Origin of the sequence: Cupriavidus consociatus, from assembly GCF_017814975.1 — a bacterium.
GTDB lineage: Bacteria > Pseudomonadota > Gammaproteobacteria > Burkholderiales > Burkholderiaceae > Cupriavidus > Cupriavidus consociatus.
In genome coordinates this window covers 13,854-34,429 of the sequence record NZ_JAGIQA010000030.1, presented here as the reverse complement: position 1 = coordinate 34,429, position 20,576 = coordinate 13,854, and the positions used below count along the sequence as shown (strand labels likewise).

The window sequence follows — 20,576 nt, the reverse complement described above, 5'->3', positions numbered from 1 at the left end:
TCTGTGGCGTTGGGTTTACCCTCAATGTTGCGTTGCGGTACATTCGCGCCCACGATGTTTTACGTGTTGCGCTCCCCGGCCGAAAACCGCGCTTGCCACCAGGTCACTGAAGGCGAGTCCGTCGGGAAGTGCAAAAACCTCGTACTCCAACGCTACCCGGCCGCTGTACTGAGCCGGGACCGTTCGCGGTTTCGGCCACCAGGTGCCGCAGCGCCGGCAAGGTCCCACAGGGCCTGCAGCGCGCGCAGTCAGTTGTCCTTCCGTGTTCATGGCGTTGCAAGGCCGCATGGTCCTCCGGCGTTAGATCCGCCGCCCGACCGCAACGCCAGCTAAGGACACGTCCTTCCGGTTTTCCCATAGCCCCACGCCTCTTGCGCGAGCATCAGGCGGTTTAGCCACGCTTTTGCCCAAAGCGCGGTGTAACCAAACCAGTCGTGACATGAAGAAACCCATACTGCCGCGTTGGACGCGGTTCCTGCCCTGCCTCGGCCTGCTCCTGCTGGCCGGCTGCAACATGACGCTGCTCGACCCGAAAGGGCAGGTCGGCGTCGACATCAAGAACATCATCCTGATCGCTACCTGGCTCATGCTACTGGTGGTGGTGCCGGTGATCGTGCTCACGCTGGTGTTCGCCTGGAAGTACCGCGCGTCCAATACCAAGGCGCGTTATGAGCCGGACTGGTCGCACTCGACCGCGATCGAAGTGGTGGTGTGGCTGATCCCCTGCCTGATCATCATCGCGCTGGGCATCATCACTTGGAAGTCGTCGCACGACCTGGACCCGTACAAGCCGCTGGAATCGAACAAGAAGCCGGTCACCATCGAGGTGGTCGCGCTGAACTGGAAGTGGCTGTTCATCTATCCGGAACTGAAGATCGCCACGGTCAACCAGATCGCGTTCCCGGTCGACACCCCGGTGAACTTCAAGATCACCTCGGATTCGATCATGAATTCGTTCTTCATCCCGCAACTGGGCAGCCAGGTGTACGCCATGGCAGGGATGGAGACCAAGCTGCACCTGATCGCCAACCATGCCGGCTCGTATGACGGCGTGTCCGCCAACTACAGCGGCGGCGGCTTCTCGGGCATGAAGTTCAAGGCGGTCGCCATGTCGAACTACGAGTTCGACGACTGGGTCGCCAAGGTCCGCGCCTCGTCGACCGAACTGGGCGTTGACGGTTACAAGACGCTGGCACAGCCCAGCGAGAAGGAGCCGGTCACGTACTACGGCAAGGTGGAAGACCAGCTCTTCCACAACATCCTGCACAAGTACATGGGCCACAGCGGCACGGCAGTCGCCGCGGACGGGTTCAAGGGCGGCCCGATCTGCACGTCGCGCAACACCCTCGGCGAAGAGCAGCTGTCGATGACCACGCCGGCCAAGCCGGCGGGCGCGTAATCCTGGGAGCAATGATGTTTGGCAAGTTGAGTTTGTCGGCGATTCCGTTTCATGAGCCGATCATCATGGTCGTGCTGGCCGGCGTCGCCCTGGGCGGTGCCGCGCTGCTGGGCGCGATCACATATTTCAAGAAGTGGGGCTATCTCTGGAACGAGTGGTTCACGTCCGTCGATCACAAGAAGATCGGCGTGATGTACTGCCTGGTCGCCCTGATCATGCTGCTGCGCGGCTTTGCCGACGCGGTCATGATGCGTACCCAGCTGGCGCTCGCCACCAATGGCGCCACCGGCGTGCTGCCGCCCGAGCACTACGACCAGATCTTCACCGCCCACGGCGTGATCATGATCTTCTTCGTGGCCATGCCGCTGATGACCGGCCTGATGAACCTGGTCGTGCCGTTGCAGATCGGCGCGCGCGACGTGGCCTTCCCGTTCCTGAACACGCTGTCGTTCTGGCTGTTCGTGGCGGGCGCCATGCTGGTCAACGTCTCGCTCGGCGTCGGTGAATTCGCCAAGACCGGCTGGCTGGCCTACCCGCCGCTGTCGGGCCTGGACTACAGCCCTGGTGTAGGGGTGGACTATTACCTCTGGAGCTTGCAGATCTCGGGCCTGGGCACGCTGCTGACCGGCGTGAACTTCCTGGTGACGATCCTGCGCATGCGCGCCCCGGGCATGACCCTGATGCGCATGCCGGTGTTCACCTGGACCGCGCTGTGCACCAACGTGCTGATCGTGGCCGCCTTCCCGGTGCTGACCGTGACCCTGGCGCTGCTGGGCCTGGACCGCTACATGGGCACGCACTTCTTCACGAATGACGGTGGCGGCAACGCCATGATGTACGTGAACCTGATCTGGATCTGGGGCCACCCCGAGGTGTACATCCTGATCCTGCCGGCGTTCGGCATCTTCTCTGAAGTGATTTCCACGTTCTCCGGCAAGAAGCTGTTCGGCTACAAGGGCATGGTGTACGCGACCGCCGCGATCATGGTGCTGTCGTTCATCGTGTGGCTGCACCACTTCTTCACGATGGGCTCGGGCGCCAACGTCAACGCATTCTTCGGCATCACGACCATGATCATCTCCATCCCGACCGGGGTGAAGATCTTCAACTGGCTGTTCACCATGTACCGCGGCCGGGTCCAGATGACCTCGCCGGTGCTGTGGACGCTGGGCTTCATGATCACCTTCGTGATCGGCGGCATGACCGGCGTGCTGATGGCCGTGCCGGCTGCCGACTTCGTGCTGCACAACAGCCTGTTCCTGATCGCCCACTTCCACAACGTGATCATCGGCGGCGTGCTGTTCGGCTACCTGGCCGGCATCACCTACTGGTGGCCGAAGGCGTTCGGCTTCACGCTGAACGAGCGCCTGGGCAAGTGCGCCTTCTGGTGCTGGCTGGTCGGCTTCTACTTCGCCTTCATGCCGCTGTACGTGCTGGGCCTGATGGGCATGACCCGCCGCCTGAACCACACCGACAACCCGGCCTGGACGCCGTGGCTGTGCCTGGCCGTGGTGGGCGTGGTGTTCGTGGCGCTGGGCATTTTCTTCCAGGTGCTGCAGATCGTCGTCTCGATCCGCGACCGCAAGAAGCTGGCCGACGTGACCGGCGACCCGTGGGGCGGCCGTACCCTGGAGTGGGCCACCTCTTCGCCGCCGCCGTTCTACAACTTCGCGCACACCCCGGTGGTGCGTGACCTGGACGCGTTCGCCGACATGAAGGCCCGTGGCGAGACCCTGCCGACCGAAGGCTACGAGAAGATCCACATGCCCAAGAACACGGGCGCGGGCTTCATCATCGGCGCCTTCAGCCTGGTGTTCGGCTTTGCCCTGACCTGGCATATCTGGTGGATGGCCATCGTTGGCCTGGTGGGCATGGTGTGGGCGTTCATCCACCGCAGCAACGACGACCATATCGACTACTACGTGCCGGCCACCGAGGTCGAGCAGATCGAAACGCGCCATCTGCAGCGCATTGCTTCGCAGGCCTAAGAACCATGTCGACTCAAGTCCTAGACCGCATCCCCGCGCAGGGCGCCTCGGCCCACGCTGACGCGCATGGCCATGACCATGCGCACCACGATACCAGTGCCAATACGGTGTATGGCTTCTGGATCTACCTGATGAGCGACTGCATCATCTTCGCCGGGCTGTTCGCCACCTTCGCCGTGCTGCGCGGCGAACTGGCGGGCGGGCCGTCGGCGAAGGAGCTGTTCGAGCTCAACTACGTGCTGGTGGAGACCTTCATCCTGCTGTTCTCCTCGATCACGTACGGCATGGCGATGATCTCGCTGCAGAACCGCAGCCTGAAGCACGTGCAGACCTGGCTCGGCGTGACGTTCCTGCTGGGTGCGGCGTTCATGGCGATGGAAATCAACGAGTTTCATCACCTGATCGCAGAAGGCGCCGGCCCGGGCCGCAGCGCGTTCCTGTCGTCGTTCTTCACGCTGGTCGGCACCCACGGCCTGCACGTCGCCAGCGGCATGCTGTGGATGATCGTGCTGATGTGGCAACTGGGCAAGAAGGGCATCACCCCGACGCTCAGCAAGCGCCTGATGTGCCTGTCGCTGTTCTGGCACTTTCTGGACGTGGTCTGGATCGGCGTGTTTACCGTGGTCTACCTGATGGGACATCTGTGATGGCACAACACAACGCACCGGCGGCGCACGGCGCCCATGACGCGCATGCCGCGCACGATTCGCACAGCACGCACGCCAGCTTCAAGGGCTACGCGATCGGCTTCATCCTGGCGGTGATCCTGACCGTGATCCCGTTCAAGCTGGTGATGGACGGCAGCATGGACAAGGGCACGATCCTGTGGATCATCCTCGGCATGGCCGCGGTCCAGATCCTGGTCCACCTGAAGTACTTCCTGCACCTGGACACGTCGTCCGACCAGCGCAGCAATGTGATCGCGCTGCTCTTCACGGCGCTGATCCTGGTGATCGTGGTGGCGGGTTCGCTGTGGATCATGTACAACCTGAACGCCAACATGATGCCGATGTAAGGACTGCGCTGTCCTGGCATCCTGGCATCGAAAAACGGGGCCCCGCGAGGGGCCCCGTTTTTTTGCTGCGACTGCGGCCAAGGCGTCAAGGCTTGAACGTATCGCCCAGCACCACGCCTTCGCGGCGCCGGTCGGCGCCGCCCACCAGCACCGCCGAGCCGCAGATGATGGTGCGGATGATCGCGCTCAGGCCGCTCGACTGCGCGGCGGTGTTCACCGTGTGGCCAAGGTTGCGCAGGCCCTTGACCAGCGGGTCGTTGTCGCCCGCCAGTCCGCCGGACGGCACGCTGAGGTCGACATTGGGGTGCTCGCCGCCGACGATCATGGGCGAGCCCGCGCTCGCGTTATTGCCGCCGAAGTCGATCATCGACACCGCCTGCTGCGCGTCCATGCCCCAGTCCAGCGCCGCCACCAGCGTCTTGGCCACGTACTGGATGATGGTCGCGCCGCCGGGCGAACCGGTGGTCATGTAGAAGTCACCGCGCGACCCGTCGGCATTGCGCTTGAACACCAGCGTCGGCGACATCGAGCTGCGCGGCCGCTTGCCCGGCTGCACGCGGTTGGCGACCAGCACGCCGCCCACGGCAGGCGCGGCATTGAAGTCGGTCAGCTCGTTGTTCAGCAGGAAGCCGTTGGTCATGTGGTACGACCCCAGCCCCGACTCGATGGTGGTGGTCATCGCCACTACGTTGCCGTACTTGTCATGCAGCGACAGGTGGGTAGTGCCGCGCTCCTGCACGAACGACGGCGACAGCGGCACGTCGCCGAGGTTGCCTGCCGCCACCGGCGTGGTCAGCACGCCGGTGGTGCTGATCAGCGCGGCGCGCTGGCTCAGGTAGGGCTTGTTCAGCATGGTGTCCCAGTTGCCGCCCGGCAGGCCGATGAAGTCGGTGTCGGCCACGTACTTGTTGCGGTCTGCATAGGCGAGGTGTCCCGCTTCGCCCAGCAGGTGCGCGCCCAGCACGCTGGGCCGGCCGCCATTCTGGTCGACCAGCGTGGGGCCATGGCTGGCCATGTCGAAGTTCTCGACGATGCCCAGGATCTGCGCAACCGCGATGCCGCCGGAGGAGGGCGGGGGCATGCCGCAGATCTCGTACTGGCGGTAGGTGGTGCAGACCGCCGTGCGCTTCCAGTTCCAGCACGCGCAGCGTGCCGGGCGTGCCGATCGAGCGGCCGCTGCGGACAGCGTTGGGCGCCGGTGCGGTCTGGTCGGTGGCCGACTTCCACCGGATGTAGTTTTCGTCGGCACCAGCCGGGGCGGTCTCGCGGCCGTCGTAGGCGGTCACCGCCCTGGTCGTCGCGTCGTAGTGCATGATGAAGGCACCGCCGCCGATGCCGGAGGACTGCGGCTCGAACAGGTTCAGCAAACCTCCGCTTACTTCCGCGCCGGGTGTCGCCATTGGCAAGCCGCGCACCGTCCTCGCCGCCGGACCGGTGCGGGCGGCACGATCAATTCTGGCGCATGGCCGCGACCCGCTCGCGTGCACCATGCACCGTCACTGCTCCCATTTCTGCTGTTGCACTGTCTCAGTGCCGACCTGCGCTGCACGCTCGTGGTGCGTGAGGGTTCTCGCGGCCCGGTAAAGCCATGCGCGCCGCGCCGGGCGGGCGGGTTGCGGCCCGAAACCGGTGGCACGCTAGTTGCAAATGCATCACCCCGGGGAGCGTAGTCCCTACTAACACCACAAACGGGAGCTGCAAATGCAACGACGTGACATGCTGAAGCTGTCGGCCATCGCCGCCGCAGCAATGATCGGTACCAGCCCGCTGGCCATGGCGCAGTCCAGGGAACCGATCAAGGTCGGGATCCTGCACTCGCTGTCCGGCACGATGGCCATCTCGGAAACGTCGCTGAAAGACGTGGCCCTGATGACCATCGACGAGATCAACAAGAGCGGTGGCGTGCTCGGCCGCAAGCTCGAGCCGGTGGTGGTGGACCCGGCCTCCAACTGGCCGCTGTTCGCCGAAAAGGCGCGCCAGCTGGTCAGCAAGGACAAGGTCGCGGTCACGTTCGGTTGCTGGACCTCGGTGTCGCGCAAGTCGGTGCTGCCGGTCTATGAAGAGCTGAACTCGCTGCTGTTCTACCCGGTGCAGTACGAAGGCGAGGAAATGTCCAGGAACGTCTTCTACACCGGCGCCGCGCCCAACCAGCAGGCGATCCCGGCGGTGGAATACCTGATGAGCAAGGAAGGCGGCGGCGCCAAGCGCTTCTTCCTGCTTGGCACGGACTACGTCTACCCGCGCACCACCAACAAGATCCTGCGCGCCTTCCTGAAGAGCAAGGGCGTTGCCGACAAGGACATCGAAGAGGTCTACACCCCGTTCGGCCACAGCGACTACCAGACCATCGTCGCCAATATCAAGAAGTTCTCGCAGGGCGGCAAGACCGCGGTGATCTCCACCATCAACGGCGATTCCAACGTGCCCTTCTATAAAGAACTGGGCAACGCCGGCCTGAAGGCGAAGGACGTGCCGGTGGTGGCGTTCTCGGTGGGCGAGGAAGAACTGCGCGGCATCGACACCAAGCCGCTGGTCGGCCACCTTGCAGCGTGGAACTACTTCATGTCGGTCAAGAATGCGCAGAACGACGCCTTCAGGAAGCAATGGGCGGCCTGGGTCAAGGCCAACAACCTGCCGGGCGGCGACAAGCGCGTGACCAACGATCCGATGGAAGCCACCTACGTCGGCATCCACATGTGGGCGCAGGCGGTGAAGAAGGCTGGCACCACAGATACCGACAAGGTGCGCGCGGCGATGTACGGCCAGACCTTCAAGGCGCCGGATGGCTTCACGCTGACCATGGGCGAGAACCATCACCTGTACAAGCCGGTGATGATCGGCGAAGTGAAGGGCGACGGCCAGTTCTCGGTGGTGTGGAAGACGCCGAAGGCAGTGCGCGCGCAGCCGTGGAGCCCGTTCATCGCGGGCAATGAAGGGAAGCCGGACAAGGTGATGTAAGCCAGCTCATCTGCCGCTGGTTTTCTCCCCTCTCCCGCTCGCGGGAGAGGGGAGAAAACACCCAGTCTGCCGACACTCTCGCACTTGCCAGCCCTATGCGCTATCCAATATCCCGAACGGCCATGCCCTGGCTGCGCGCCCTGGTGGCAGCGCTGCTACTGGCCTCAGCGCCCTGGGCCATGGCGCTGACGCAGGCCGACCTGAAGCCGCTGGCCGAAGACGACTTCGATGCCAAGACCGCGGCGTTGTCCGCGTTGGCGAAGGCATCGCCCGCCGAAGCCGCACCGATCCTGAAGGCCCTGCAGGACGACACGCTGCAATATGCGCCGTCGGTCGGCATGGTGCGCCAGGATGGCGACAAGGTGGTCGACGCCATCACCGGCAAGCCGGTCACGGTCAAGCCGGACGAACTCGAATCCCTGACCCTGAACAACAGCCTGCGCGCGCTGGTCGACAGCGCCGCCAGCAGCCTGCTGCTGCAATCGCCCGACATCGCGGCGCGCGCGCAGGCCATCGGCACCTTGCGCGACCAGCCGGAAAGCGCCTCGCTTGCCGCCGTCGAAGCCGCGCGCAAGGCCGAGGCCGATGCCGGCCTGCGCGCCAGTCTGGACGTGATCTGGGCCAACCTGGTGCTGGCGGAGCCCGCGGATGGCGCGAATCCCGCCGCGCACGATGCGCGGCTCGAAGCGATCCGCATCCTTGCGAGGGACAGCAACCCGCAGAGCCGCCAGAAGCTGGCGCCGCTGGTCGAGCGCGACAGCGCCGGCAACTACCGCGAAGCCGATGCCGACGTGCGTTTGGCCGCGCAGCAGGCGCTGGACCAGCTGCGCGGCGACCAGCGCCGTGCCGAGCTGATCGGCAACCTGTTCGCCGGCCTGAGCCTGGGCAGCGTGCTGCTGCTGGCCGCGTTGGGCCTGGCCATCACCTATGGCCTGATCGGCGTCATCAACATGGCGCACGGCGAGTTCCTGATGATCGGCGCCTATGCCACCTATGTGGTGCAGTCGCTGTTTCGTACCTATGCGCCGGAGGCGTTCGCGTGGTACCTGCCAGCAGCGCTGCCGGCATCGTTCCTGGCGGCGGCGGTGGTGGGCTTCGTGCTGGAGCGGCTGGTGCTGCGCCACCTGTACGGCCGCCCGCTCGAAACGCTGCTGGCCACCTTCGGCATCAGCCTGCTGCTGATGCAGGCGGTGCGCACGCTGTTTGGCGCGCAGAACGTGGAAGTGGCCAACCCCGGATGGATGAGCGGCGGCTTCGAATGGATGCCGGGACTGGTGATCCCGTACAACCGCGTGGTCATCATCCTGTTCGCGCTGGCGGTGGTGGCAGTGGCGTGGGCGGTGCTCAACCGCACGCGGCTGGGGCTGTTCGTGCGCGCCACCACGCAGAACCGCACCATGGCGGCGTGCGTCGGCGTGCGCACCTGGAAGGTCGACAGCTACGCCTTTGCCTTTGGTGCCGGCATCGCCGGGCTCGGCGGCTGTGCACTGTCGCAGATCGGTAATGTCGGTCCCGACCTGGGCCAGGCGTACATCATCGATTCATTCATGGTGGTGGTGCTGGGCGGGGTGGGGCAGCTGGCCGGCACCATCGTGGGCGCGTTCGGGCTGGGCATCATCAACAAGTTCATCGAGCCGTTCTATGGCGCGGTGCTGGCCAAGATCTTTGTCCTGGTGCTGATCGTGCTCTTTATCCAGAAACGGCCGCAGGGACTTTTCGCGCTCAAGGGGCGCAGCGCGGAGGCATGATGCAGCGATTCCAACCTGACTCTTCCGCGACGCCTTTCCGGCTTGCCGTGCCGGAACGCCAGTCGCTGTTCTCGCCGCGCGGCTGGATGGCGCTGGCGGTGCTGACCGTGATCGTCGGCATCGGCGTGCCGGTGTGCGCGCTGCTCGTGCCGGAAGGCCATCCGCTGCACCTGTCGGCCTACGCGCTGACGCTGGTCGGCAAGATCATGTGCTTTGCGCTGGCGGCGATTGCACTCGACCTGGTGTGGGGCTACTGCGGCATCCTGAGCCTCGGCCATGGCCTGTTCTTCGCGCTGGGCGGCTATGCCATGGGCATGTACCTGATGCGTTCGATCGGGCGCGAAGGCGTGTACAAGAGCGACCTGCCGGACTTCATGGTGTTCCTCGACTGGAAGGAGTTGCCGTGGTTCTGGCACGGCACCGACCACCTTGGCTATGCGCTGCTGCTGGTGGTGCTGGTGCCGGGGGTGCTGGCGTGGCTGTTCGGCTTCTTTGCCTTCCGCTCGCGCATCAAGGGCGTGTACCTGTCCATCATCACGCAGGCGATGACGTATGCGGCGATGCTGCTGTTCTTCCGCAACGAGACCGGCTTCGGCGGCAACAACGGCTTCACCGATTTCAAGCGCATCGCCGGATTTGCCATCGCCGCGCCGCAGACCCGCACGGCGCTGTTCGTGCTGACCTTCCTGGCGCTGCTGGGCGGCTTTGTTGCCTGCCGCTACATCGTCACGTCCAAGCTGGGCCGCGTGGTGACAGCGGTGCGCGATGCCGAGATGCGCGTCATGTTCTCCGGCTACAACCCGCTTGGCTACAAGCTGTTCGTGTGGACCTTTTCGGCCGTGCTGTGCGGCATCGCCGGCGCGCTGTACGTGCCGCAGGTCGGCATCATCAACCCGGGCGAGATGTCGCCCGGCAACTCGATCGAGATGGCGGTGTGGGTCGCCGTGGGCGGGCGCGGCACGCTGCTCGGGCCGGTCATCGGCGCGTTCGTGGTCAACGGCGCCAAGACGCTCTTCACCGCCCACTTCGCCGAGTACTGGCTGTTCCTGCTGGGCGCGATGTTCGTGCTGGTGACGCTCTACCTGCCCGACGGCGTGACCGGCCTGTGGAGGCGCCTGCGCGAGCGCCGCGCTTCCACGGTGACGCCATCCGGGCCGGAGCCAGTTTCCACGCCCGCGGTGGCGGGCAGCACCGGAGGTGAAGCATGAACGCGGCACTCGAACACGGCCAGGCCGAAAGCGGCGATGCCACCGGGCTGGGCCGGGTGCTGGAGCCGGGCACCATCGATGTGTCGCACGGCCCGATCCTGTACCTGGAAGACGTCACCGTGCAGTTCGACGGCTTTCGCGCGCTCAACAAGCTGAACCTGTCGATCGACCATGGCGAACTGCGCTGCGTGATCGGCCCCAACGGCGCGGGCAAGACCACGATGATGGATGTCATCACCGGCAAGACCGGCCCGCGCAACGCCAGTGTCAGCGGGCGCGTGTTCCTGGGCCAGACCATCGACCTGATGCGGATGACCGAGCCGCGCATCGCGCAGGTCGGCATCGGCCGCAAGTTCCAGAAGCCAACCGTGTTCGAGCAGCACGCGGTATGGGAGAACCTGGAGCTGGCGATGAAGGCGGACAAGCGCTGGTGGTCGTCGCTGCGCGCGCGGCTGACTGGCGAGGGTCATCGCCGCATCGAGGAGACGCTGGCGCTGACCGGCCTGGAAGACGAGGCGTACCGGCCCGCCGGCCTGCTGTCGCACGGACAGAAGCAGCGGCTGGAGATCGGCATGCTGCTGATGCAGCAGCCACAGCTGTTGCTGCTCGACGAACCCGTGGCCGGCATGACCGATGAGGAAACCATGCAGCTCGCCAGCCTGCTCAACGGACTGCGCGGCAGCTGCTCGATGATGGTGGTCGAACACGACATGGAGTTCGTCGCCGCGCTGGCCGGCGATGCCGGCAAGGTCACAGTGCTGGCCGAGGGCAGCGTGCTTGCCGAAGGCACGCTCGACAGCGTCAAGCGCGACGAGCGCGTGATCGAATCCTACCTGGGGAGATAGGCATGCTGCAGGTCAATGCACTGAACCAGTTCTACGGTGGCAGCCATATCCTGCGCAACGTCTCCTTCGACGTGCCGGCGGGCAAGCTGACCACGCTGCTGGGCCGCAACGGCGTAGGGAAAAGCACACTGCTGAAATGCCTGATGGGCGTGGTGCCGACGCGCAGCGGCAGCATCCACTGGGACGGCAAGCCGCTGGAGAAGAAGGCGCCATATGAGCGTGTCTCCGCAGGGCTGGCTTATGTGCCGCAGGGGCGCGAGATCTTTCCGCGGCTGACGGTCGAAGAGAACCTGCTGATCGGTGCCGCCAGCCGCGCGCGGCCAGCGGGTGTGCCGGATCGCATCTATCACTTGTTCCCGGTGCTGCGCACCATGCGCCAGCGCCGCGGCGGCGACCTGTCCGGCGGCCAGCAGCAGCAACTGGCGATCGGCAGGGCGCTGATGAGCGATCCGCAGCTGCTGATCCTCGACGAGCCGACCGAGGGCATCCAGCCATCGATCATCCAGGACATCGGTCGCGCGCTGCGGCTGCTGGTGGATGAGTTCGGCATGACGGTGCTGCTGGTCGAGCAGTACTACGAGTTCGCGCGCCATATCGCCGATCACTATGTGGTGATGAGCCGGGGCGAGGTGGTTGCGCGCGGTGCCGGGACCAGCATGGAGCAGGACGGCGTACGGGAGCTGATCGCCGTGTAAGGGGGGATGGGAAATGCGCATCGCACGCCGCTTCCACACGGTCAAAGGGGCGCGCTATGATTGGCTACAACCCCCGCCATCGCGCCCGCCGGCATTGCTACGCCATGCGTCATCCCGATTTTCCTTCGTCACTCGCCGTGCCTGCCGCATGGCAGGCCAGCTTGCGGCTGCGCTTTGCACAACGCAGCCAACGCACCGCGCTGGTCGAGCGCCGTCACCAGGGGCCATTGCTGGTGCAGAAGCCGCTTTATCCCGAAGGCGGCATCTGCCATGCCGTCATCCTGCATCCGCCGGCAGGCATCGCGGGCGGCGACAGCCTGGATATCGATGTGACGGTCGAAGCCGGCGCCCATGCGGTGCTGGCCACGCCCGGTGCCACCAAGTGGTACAAGTCGCTCGGCCGCGACGCGGCGCAGCAGGTGCGGCTGTCGGTCGGGGCGGGGGCGCGGCTGGACTGGCTGCCGCAGGAGAACATCGTGTTCGACGCTGCGCGCGCGCGCATCGCGACGGTGCTCGACGTGGCGCCGGGCGGCAGCGCGATCGGCTGGGATGCCGTGGTGCTGGGCCGGCAGGCATCGGGCGAGCAATGGGCGCGCGGGGTGCTGTGGCTTGATACACGCATCGGTGCGGGCGAGCGCGCGTTGTGGGTCGAGCAGTCGCATCTCGAAGCGGATTCGCCGCTGCGCACCGCGGTGGCGGGACTGGACGGACTCAATGTGCTGGGCACGCTGTGGGCGGTGGGCGAGGGCGCCACGCAGCAACTGGCGGAAGCGCTGGCCGAACGGTTGCCCTACGGCCCGGAACTGCGCGCGGGCGTGACCTGCGTGGCAGCCCATGGCCAGTCGATGCTGCTGGTGCGCGTGCTCGGCCGGCAGATGGAAGCCGTGCGCCACGTGATGGTCGACAGCTGGAGCGCGCTGCGCGAGCCGATGCACGGCGTGGCGGCGCGGCCGCTGCGCCTGTGGGCGACGTAGGGCCACGATCGGCTAACAACACAGACAAAAGACATAGAAGGAACAAGCGATGGAACTGACGCCGAGAGAGAAGGACAAGCTGCTGATCTTCACGGCTGCGCTGCTGGCCGAACGGCGCAAGGCGCGCGGACTCAGGCTCAACTATCCGGAAGCGGTGGCGCTGATCACAGCGGCCATCATGGAAGGCGCGCGCGACGGCCGCACCGTGTCCGAGCTGATGCACGAAGGCACCACCGTGCTGACGCGCGACGACGTGATGGACGGCGTCGCCGAGATGATCCCGGAGATCCAGGTGGAAGCGACGTTCCCCGACGGCACCAAGCTGGTGACCGTGCACCATCCCATCGTCTGAGCCTGCACTGCGACGATCTATCCGAACAACAAGCTGACCGAGAGCCGACATGACCCGTTCCGCCTGCCTGCGCCTTGCCCTGGGCACCACCCTGACCGTTGCCGCCACCGCCGCGCTGGCGCACCCCGGCCATGACGCCGCCTCCGTCGGCGCCAGCGTGTGGGCCGGCCTGGCCCACCCGTTCACCGGTGCCGACCACCTGCTGGCGATGGCGGCGGTGGGCATGTGGAGCGCACTGGTGGCGCGCTCGGCCGCCGATACGCTGCGCCTGCCGCTGGTCTTCGTCGCGCTGATGCTGGCCGGTGCCGCGCTGGGGCTCGCCGGCATGGCGCTGCCGGCAGTCGAGCCGATGATCGCGGCATCGCTGTTGGTGGTAGGCCTGCTGCTGGCGCTGCGCGCCAGGTTGCCGGCCTGGGCCGGCGCCGTGCTGGTAGGCGGCTTTGCGGTGTTCCACGGCTATGCGCATGGCGCCGAGCTGCCGGCTACCGCCGAGGCGATGCCCGCCGTGCTGGCCTACGTCGGCGGCTTCGCCGTCGCCACCATGGCGCTGCACCTGCTCGGCATTGGCGCCGGCACGCTGCTGCGCCGCCATGCCGGCTGGCTGGCCCGCATCGCCGGTGCCGGCGTGGCGCTGTATGGCGCCGGCCTGCTGGTGGCCTGAGGAGGCACGCCATGATCCCCGGTGAACTGATACCCGCCGATGGCGAGATCGAACTTAACGCCGGCCGCGCCACGGTCAGCGTGACGGTGGCCAATACCGGCGACCGGCCGATCCAGGTTGGCTCGCACTTCCACTTCTACGAGACCAACCCCGCGCTGTCATTCGATCGCGAAGCCACGCGCGGCTTCCGGCTGAATATCGCGGCGGGTACGGCGGTGCGCTTCGAACCGGGGCAGACCCGCACCGTCGAACTGGTGGCGCTGGATGGCGACCGCGTCGTCTACGGCTTCAACGGCAAGATCATGGGAGCGCTGTGATGGCAAGGATCTCGAGGCAGGCCTATGCGGAGATGTTCGGCCCTACTACTGGCGACCGCGTGCGGCTGGCCGACACCGGGCTCATCATCGAAGTCGAGAAGGACTTCACCATCTACGGCGAGGAAGTGAAGTTCGGCGGCGGCAAGGTGATCCGCGACGGCATGGGCCAGAGCCAGCGCATGGCGAAGGACTGCGTCGACACGGTCATCACCAATGCGCTGATCGTCGACCACTGGGGCATCGTCAAGGCCGATATCGGGCTGAAGGACGGTCGCATCGCGTCGATCGGCAAGGCCGGCAACCCGGATATCCAGCCGGGCGTGACCATCGTGGTCGGGCCGGGCACCGAGGTGATTGCGGGCGAGGGCATGATCGTCACGGCAGGCGGTATCGACAGCCATATCCATTTCATCTGCCCGCAGCAGATCGAAGAGGCACTGATGAGCGGCGTCACCACCATGATCGGCGGCGGCACCGGGCCGGCGACGGGCACCTTCGCCACCACCGTGACGCCGGGGCCGTGGTTCATGGAGCGGATGCTGCAGGCGGTGGACGCCTACCCGATGAATATTGGCCTGCTCGGCAAGGGCAACGCCAGCCAGCAGGCACCGATCCTGGAGCAGGTGGAGGCCGGTGCGATCGGGCTGAAGCTGCATGAGGACTGGGGCACCACGCCGGCGGCGATCGATGCGTGCCTGTCAGTGGCGGATGCGACTGACACGCAGGTGGCGATCCACACCGATACGCTGAACGAGGCCGGATTTGTCGAGGCCACCATTGCCGCGTTCAAGGGCCGCACCATCCATACGTACCACACCGAAGGCGCCGGCGGCGGCCATGCGCCGGACATCATCAAGGTCTGCGGCGAGGCCAATGTGTTGCCGTCGTCGACCAACCCGACGCGGCCGTACACGGTGAACACGCTGGACGAGCACCTCGACATGCTGATGGTGTGCCATCACCTCGATCCGTCGATCGCCGAGGACATCGCCTTCGCCGAAAGCCGCATCCGCCGCGAGACCATCGCCGCGGAGGATATCCTGCACGACCTCGGCGCGTTCTCGATGATCTCCAGCGACTCGCAGGCCATGGGCCGCGTCGGCGAGGTCATCATCCGCACCTGGCAGACCGCGCACAAGATGGCGCTGCAGCGCGGCAAGCTGCCCGGCGATCCGCACGATGCGCGCGGCGGGCATGACAACTTCCGCGTCAAGCGCTATGTCGCCAAGTACTCGATCAACCCGGCGCTGACGCATGGCATCGCGCATGAGGTGGGCTCGGTAGAGGTCGGCAAATGGGCCGACCTGGTGCTGTGGCGTCCGGCGTTCTTCGGCGTCAAGCCCAGCCTGATCCTGAAGGGTGGCATGATCGCCGCCGCGGCGATGGGCGATCCCAATGCGTCGATTCCGACACCGCAACCGGTGCATTACCGGCCGATGTTCGCATCGGCGGGCGGGGCGCTGCACCGGTCTTCGCTGACCTTTGTCTCGCAGGCGGCGCTTTCGGCCAATGTAGGCGAGCGCTATGGCCTGGCCAAGACGCTGTCGGCGGTGCGCGGCACCCGCACGGTCAGCAAGCGCGACATGGTGCACAATGACTGGCAACCGCACGTCACGGTCGATCCGGAGACTTACCAGGTTGTCGCCGACGGCCAGCTGCTGACCTGCGAGCCCGCCACCGAGCTGCCCATGGCGCAGCGCTATTTCCTGTTCTGAACCGCCGGGGCCCGCGCCCCGCATCGCGCATGCTGAAGATCGACAAACTCCTGAGCGCCCCCCACGGCATCGCGCCGGTGCTGGTGCGCCGTGCCCCCAAGCTGGTCCTGCCATTCAACGAACGCAGCAAGAGCCGCCTGCGCGCAGTGCTCGACAACGGCACCGAGGCCGCGCTGTTCCTGCCGCGCGGTACGGTGCTGCGGGGTGGCGACTTGCTGGTGGCCGAGGATGGCAGCCTTGTCGAGGTGCAGGCTGCGGCGGAGGCCGTGCTGGACGTGCGTTCGGAGAATCCGCACGCGCTGATGCGCGCGGCGTATCACCTTGGCAACCGGCACACGCCGGTGGAGATCGGGCGCGACTATCTGCGGCTCGAGTACGACCCGGTGCTGGCCGACATGCTGCAGCGCCTGGGCGTGCGCGCCGAGCGCGCGGAGCTGCCGTTCGAACCGGAAGCCGGGGCGTATGGCGGCGGGCACAAGCATGGGCACGATGCCACGTTCGCGGAGGACTATGCGGCGGCTCAGGCGGTGTTCCATGAGCATCATGGGCACTCGCACTCGCACTCGCACTCGCACTCGCACTCGCATGATCATGGCGAAGGGACTCCTCATGTGCATGACGAGAGTTGCGGACATGGACACTAGGTAAGGGTGATGAACAAAGGGAAGCCTGGGCAGGCGGCCGCACCGTACTTCGTCGACGTGCCAGGCCCTCACCCCGACCCTCTCCCGCAAGCGGGAGAGGGAGCACACAAGCGGCAACTGAACGATGCTACGGCCTTTTCCGGCACCGATGGTTCGCTCCCCTCTCCCGCTTGCAGGAGAGGGGCCGGGGGTGAGGGCGAGCGTATCCCGAAGCCGGAATTCGCGCGCACACTGAGCGACCCCTCTCCCGCGCACGGGAGAGGGGAGCAAGACGAAGGCAAACGGGGACTGTAGCCATGACCGGCCTCCACCAACTCATTTCCCTGCTCCACCTGGCATCCCCCGCCTTGCCCATCGGCGGCTTCAGCTATTCGCAAGGGCTTGAAGCCGCGATCGAAGCCGGCTGCGTCCATGACGCCCAGACCGCCGAGCGCTGGATCCGCGACCACCTGCTGCACGTCCAGGCGCAATGCGAGGCACCGCTGTGGCTGCTGTTGCATCGCCACTGGCGTGCCGGTGACACGGCAGCTGTGCAAGCGTGGAATGACTGGTTCCACGCCACCCGCGAAACCTCGGAGCTTCGCCTCGAGACCGAGCAAATGGGCTGGTCGCTGGCGAAGCTGATCGCCCAGATGGAGTGGGGCACGCCGGCATTGCGCGAGGCGCTGGCAACGCTATCGCCGGTCTGCCTGCCAACCGCCTTTACCGCAGCGTGCGTTGCGCTGGACGTGGACGCCCGTGACGGCCTGGCCGCCTATTGCTTCAACTGGGCCGAGAACCAGGTTGCTGCCGCGATCAAGGCGGTGCCGCTGGGCCAGGTCGCCGGGCAACACATGCTGCGCCGTCTTCACGCAGCGGTGCTGGAAACCGTAGACGAAGCCACGCACCGCGCCGATGCCACGCCGCCGCAACTGTCGACCTTTTCCCCGATGCTGGGCCTGCTTTCCGCACGCCACGAAACGCAGTATTCCCGGCTGTTCCGTTCCTGAATCCACACCCCACCATGACCCAGGCTCGTTCCAAGAAGAACCCTCCGCTGCGCGTCGGCGTCGGCGGCCCGGTTGGCTCCGGCAAGACCACGCTGCTGGAGATGCTGTGCAAGGCCATGCGCGACCGCTATGACCTGGTCGCGATCACCAACGACATCTACACCAAGGAAGACCAGCGCCTGCTGACGATTTCCGGCGCGTTGCCAGCGGAACGCATCATGGGCGTGGAAACCGGCGGCTGCCCGCACACCGCGATCCGTGAGGATGCGTCGATCAACCTGGAAGCGGTGGACCGCATGCTGGCGAAATTCCCGGACGCCGACGTGGTGTTCATCGAATCCGGCGGCGACAACCTCGCGGCAACATTCAGCCCAGAACTTTCTGATCTGACGATCTACGTGATCGACGTAGCCGGCGGTGAGAAAATTCCGAGAAAAGGCGGCCCGGGAATTACCAAGTCCGACCTGCTGGTGATCAACAAGACAGACCTCGCGCCGTACGTCGGCGCGTCGCTGGAAGTGATGGAGAGCGATGCCCGCAAGATGCGCGGCACCCGGCCGTTCGTGATGGGCAGCGTCAAGTCCGGACAGGGCCTGGACGAAGTGATCCGCTTCATCGAACGGCAGGGCATGCTTGGGGTCTAGCGCTCGATGTCGCCCGCTGCGGCCCTGGCGCCGGGTTTGACATAGCTCACCGGCGGGCGGAAGCTGCCCTTGCCCGCCAGCGCCCGCGCAACCGCCGCCACCAGGTTCAGCTCCGGCTCGTTGAGTTCGGCCATATGGCGCACGGTGGCCTCGATGGCTGCCTGCTGCCGGTTGCCGTAGGGCATCGGCGGCTGTTCCACCTGCAACTCGCTGACATCATGGCGTGCGAAGTCCAGCATTTCGGACGGCGGGACCGCAAGGGTCTCGGCCAGCGTGCAGATGTTGATCAGCGCCAGGTTGCGCTTGCCACCTTCAATGCCGCTCAGGTAGGAACGCGCCAGACCGCTTTCCAGCGACAACGTTTCCTGGGACCAGCCGCGCTGCTTGCGCAGCCAGGCGAGATGCAATCCGAAAAGTCTGAGATGTCGAGTAGTCATGGGATCGTAGGAAGTTCAGAGTGTTCTGAGGCTAAGGGTTTGACCTTGAGGCCACGACAACTTATTCTCCCCCTCACTATCGATGCCCGATCCGCGGAATAAGGGATGCGCCAGTGCATATGGCGCGGCACGATGGCATGACACCGGGCGGCTTGCATGGCCGTGCCAGACGGGACCACTGCGCGATGCCGGCGCGATGCGTTCGCGCGTGCGCGGGGTTGCGCGGACAGGATGACCGCATCCTGTCGCCCTGCTCAGGGGAATTGGCATGCAGATCTTCACGCAGTTCGAGGCGCAGATGCGCGCCGTCCACTCCGGCCACCATCCGGTGACGGGTCTGACCATCGGGTTCCAGTCGCGCTTGCTTTCCGCTGCGGCAGGGCTTGGCGAAACCTGCGACTACGTATTTCTCCGCGCGGGCGAAGTCCAGCCCGAATTCGTCGCGCAGCGGCCCGAGTGGTGGGCCTGCCTGCGCGGCGGGCTGCGCATGTCGGCGCCCGGGCGCGGCAGCCTGCTGGCGGGCGGCGGCGAGTTGTTCGCGCCTGCCACCGGCGTGCCGATACAAGTCCGCGCGACGGTCGACACGATCCTGGTGCGGACGGTGGCGCAGGGTGCCGCCGCGGCGCAGGTGTTGCTGCCCGGTGGCGCGCATCGCTGCACACTGGGGGAAGTGGGTGCGGACGACCCTGAAGCTATGACCGGCGCATCCCCGGGCGGCGTGGCCGCGCTGCCAAGCCCGTCAGGCATGCGGCCCGGGTTCGTCCAGCTCGATGACGCGGGCGGCGATTGGGCGCAGCGGCTGCGCGCGCATGGCTTGCGCTGGGCACTGTGCTATCGCGGTGCCGCAGGCTTGTATTGGCACCAGCCGGAGGCGCCAGCAGCGGACGAGGCGGCGTTTCTGCAGCCCGGCGCGCTTTACGTGCCGGATGCGAATGAAACCTGTCGTCTCGACGTGCTCATCCCCGGCACGGCCCTGCTGTGCTGCTTCGGGCCGCCGGACGAGCGCGGAAACGAAAACGAGGGCCGGAACGAAAACGAAGGCAGGAACGGCCAGGCCGCGCGGTGTGCCGGCTTGCTGGGCAGGGAGCGTGCCAGCAAGCCGCCACTGATGGCGGCGTGAAAACCGCGGCGGCCCGGGTCCATGCCCGGGCCAGCGCTCAATGGCGCTTGTACTGCGTGGCGCCGAACAGCATCTCGCGCGCCTTGTCGTCCTGCAGCGCCTTGCGCGCGCTGGCCAGCACCTCGACGCCGCGCTTGACCGCGGGACGCTCGGCGATCTCGTTGAACCAACGCTTCAGGTTCGGATATTCGTCAAGCTCGACGCCCTGGTTCTGCCAGCTGCGCAGCCACGGGAAGGTGGCGATGTCGGCGATGGTGTACTGGTCGCCGGCCAGCCATTCGCGCTTCGACAACTGCGTGTCGATCACGCCGTAAAGGCGCCTGGCTTCGTTGGTGTAGCGATTCACCGCGTACTCGATCTTCTCCGGCGCGTAGATGCGGAAGTGGTGCGCCTGCCCCAGCATCGGGCCGACGCCGCCCATCTGGAACATCAGCCACTGCAGCGCGTCGTACTTGCCGCGCACGTCCTCGGGCAGGAACTTGCCGGTCTTGCCAGCCAGGTACAGCAGGATGGCGCCCGATTCGAACAGCGAGATCGGCTGGCCGTCCGGGCCGTCGGGGTCGACGATGGCGGGAATCTTGTTATTGGGGCTGATCTTCAGGAAGTCCTCGCCGAACTGGTCGCCGGCGCCGATGTTGATCGGATGGACCCTGTACTCCAGGCCGCATTCTTCCAGCATGATGTGGACCTTGTGCCCGTTGGGCGTTGCCCAGGTATAGACGTCGATCATCGCAATGGCTCCTGGCTGCGATCGTAGTGACTGCCACGTCAACCACTGACGTGGCGAACCGGGCGATTTAAGCACAGAAGAAAAAAACGCGCAGACATGCTGCGCGTTTCCATGCTGGCGTCAGGGGCGGGGCCCCG

20 protein-coding genes and 1 pseudogene are annotated in these 20,576 nt (G+C 66.0%); 18 read left to right on the top strand and 3 right to left on the bottom strand.

The genetic code is table 11. From position 1 onward, the window contains the following. Positions 1-439: 439 nt before the first annotated feature. From cyoA to cyoD, 4 genes are read left to right on the top strand one after another with little or no spacing between them, the layout of a single operon-like run. On the top strand, positions 440-1,399 hold the full coding sequence (gene cyoA, locus J8I82_RS30360) for a ubiquinol oxidase subunit II (protein WP_209763234.1): 960 nt from the start codon (positions 440-442) through the stop codon (positions 1,397-1,399). 14 nt (positions 1,400-1,413) lie between these two features. After that, positions 1,414-3,387 carry a cytochrome o ubiquinol oxidase subunit I gene (gene cyoB / locus J8I82_RS30355; protein WP_209763315.1) on the top strand — a complete coding sequence of 658 codons (1,974 nt, stop codon included), beginning with the start codon at positions 1,414-1,416 and terminating at the stop codon, positions 3,385-3,387. 5 nt (positions 3,388-3,392) lie between these two features. Next, on the top strand, positions 3,393-4,034 hold the full coding sequence (cyoC, locus tag J8I82_RS30350; protein WP_151071395.1) for a cytochrome o ubiquinol oxidase subunit III: 642 nt from the start codon (positions 3,393-3,395) through the stop codon (positions 4,032-4,034). Further along, positions 4,034-4,402 carry a cytochrome o ubiquinol oxidase subunit IV gene (gene cyoD, locus J8I82_RS30345; protein WP_209763232.1) on the top strand — a complete coding sequence of 123 codons (369 nt, stop codon included), beginning with the start codon at positions 4,034-4,036 and terminating at the stop codon, positions 4,400-4,402. The genes cyoC and cyoD overlap by 1 nt, the downstream gene beginning before the upstream one ends. 85 nt (positions 4,403-4,487) lie before the next feature. Here the strand turns inward: cyoD and J8I82_RS30340 are convergent. Then, positions 4,488-5,769: pseudogene (locus J8I82_RS30340) on the bottom strand (gamma-glutamyltransferase); the annotation flags it as partial. A gap of 334 nt (positions 5,770-6,103) precedes the next feature. On the opposite strand from J8I82_RS30340, the gene urtA reads away from it, so the two are divergent. The 13 genes from urtA to ureG all read left to right on the top strand — a co-directional run bounded on the left by urtA (position 6,104) and on the right by ureG (position 18,152). Next, on the top strand, positions 6,104-7,360 hold the full coding sequence (gene urtA / locus J8I82_RS30335) for an urea ABC transporter substrate-binding protein (protein WP_209763230.1): 1,257 nt from the start codon (positions 6,104-6,106) through the stop codon (positions 7,358-7,360). Positions 7,361-7,455: 95 nt separating this feature from the next. Beyond that, positions 7,456-9,108, top strand: a complete 1,653-nt coding sequence (urtB, locus tag J8I82_RS30330) for an urea ABC transporter permease subunit UrtB (RefSeq protein ID WP_209763228.1) — start codon at positions 7,456-7,458, stop codon at positions 9,106-9,108. Next, positions 9,108-10,316: an urea ABC transporter permease subunit UrtC gene (urtC, locus tag J8I82_RS30325; protein ID WP_209763313.1), complete on the top strand. Its 1,209-nt coding sequence runs from the start codon at positions 9,108-9,110 to the stop codon at positions 10,314-10,316. Before urtB ends, urtC begins: the two co-directional genes overlap by 1 nt. Next, positions 10,313-11,161, top strand: a complete 849-nt coding sequence (gene urtD, locus J8I82_RS30320; protein WP_209763226.1) for an urea ABC transporter ATP-binding protein UrtD — start codon at positions 10,313-10,315, stop codon at positions 11,159-11,161. The genes urtC and urtD overlap by 4 nt, the downstream gene beginning before the upstream one ends. A 2-nt stretch (positions 11,162-11,163) precedes the next feature. Then, positions 11,164-11,856, top strand: a complete 693-nt coding sequence (gene urtE, locus J8I82_RS30315) for an urea ABC transporter ATP-binding subunit UrtE (RefSeq protein ID WP_209763224.1) — start codon at positions 11,164-11,166, stop codon at positions 11,854-11,856. Positions 11,857-11,960: 104 nt separating this feature from the next. Continuing rightward, positions 11,961-12,830, top strand: a complete 870-nt coding sequence (locus tag J8I82_RS30310; protein ID WP_209763312.1) for an urease accessory protein UreD — start codon at positions 11,961-11,963, stop codon at positions 12,828-12,830. Positions 12,831-12,879: 49 nt separating this feature from the next. Then, entirely contained in the window at positions 12,880-13,182 is a 303-nt protein-coding gene (locus tag J8I82_RS30305) for an urease subunit gamma (protein WP_209763222.1), read from the top strand. 49 nt (positions 13,183-13,231) lie between these two features. Further along, a complete protein-coding gene (locus J8I82_RS30300; protein WP_209763220.1) occupies positions 13,232-13,843 on the top strand; it encodes a HupE/UreJ family protein in 612 nt (203 codons plus the stop codon). Between the two features lie 11 nt (positions 13,844-13,854). Then, a complete protein-coding gene (locus J8I82_RS30295) occupies positions 13,855-14,160 on the top strand; it encodes an urease subunit beta (protein WP_209763218.1) in 306 nt (101 codons plus the stop codon). Further along, complete coding sequence (gene ureC / locus J8I82_RS30290; RefSeq protein ID WP_209763216.1) at positions 14,160-15,875, top strand: urease subunit alpha; 1,716 nt, start codon at positions 14,160-14,162, stop codon at positions 15,873-15,875. The genes J8I82_RS30295 and ureC overlap by 1 nt, the downstream gene beginning before the upstream one ends. A 29-nt stretch (positions 15,876-15,904) precedes the next feature. After that, complete coding sequence (ureE, locus tag J8I82_RS30285; protein WP_209763214.1) at positions 15,905-16,519, top strand: urease accessory protein UreE; 615 nt, start codon at positions 15,905-15,907, stop codon at positions 16,517-16,519. 296 nt (positions 16,520-16,815) lie between these two features. After that, the gene (locus J8I82_RS30280; protein ID WP_209763212.1) at positions 16,816-17,508 is read left to right on the top strand and encodes an urease accessory protein UreF; all 693 of its coding nucleotides are present in this window, start codon (positions 16,816-16,818) and stop codon (positions 17,506-17,508) included. A gap of 14 nt (positions 17,509-17,522) precedes the next feature. Continuing rightward, positions 17,523-18,152, top strand: a complete 630-nt coding sequence (gene ureG / locus J8I82_RS30275) for an urease accessory protein UreG (RefSeq protein WP_209763210.1) — start codon at positions 17,523-17,525, stop codon at positions 18,150-18,152. Here ureG and J8I82_RS30270 read toward each other — a convergent pair. Next, positions 18,149-18,589, bottom strand: coding sequence for a helix-turn-helix domain-containing protein (locus J8I82_RS30270; protein WP_209763208.1), 441 nt, complete (start codon positions 18,587-18,589; stop codon positions 18,149-18,151). The two genes, ureG and J8I82_RS30270, sit on opposite strands and share 4 nt — an antisense overlap. Before the next feature lie 268 nt (positions 18,590-18,857). Between J8I82_RS30270 and J8I82_RS30265 the strand changes: the two genes are divergently transcribed. Next, positions 18,858-19,709, top strand: a complete 852-nt coding sequence (locus tag J8I82_RS30265) for a hypothetical protein (RefSeq protein WP_209763206.1) — start codon at positions 18,858-18,860, stop codon at positions 19,707-19,709. Between the two features lie 37 nt (positions 19,710-19,746). On the opposite strand, the gene J8I82_RS30260 is transcribed toward J8I82_RS30265, so the two are convergent. Then, positions 19,747-20,439, bottom strand: a complete 693-nt coding sequence (locus J8I82_RS30260) for a glutathione binding-like protein (protein ID WP_209763204.1) — start codon at positions 20,437-20,439, stop codon at positions 19,747-19,749. Positions 20,440-20,576 lie beyond the last annotated feature (137 nt).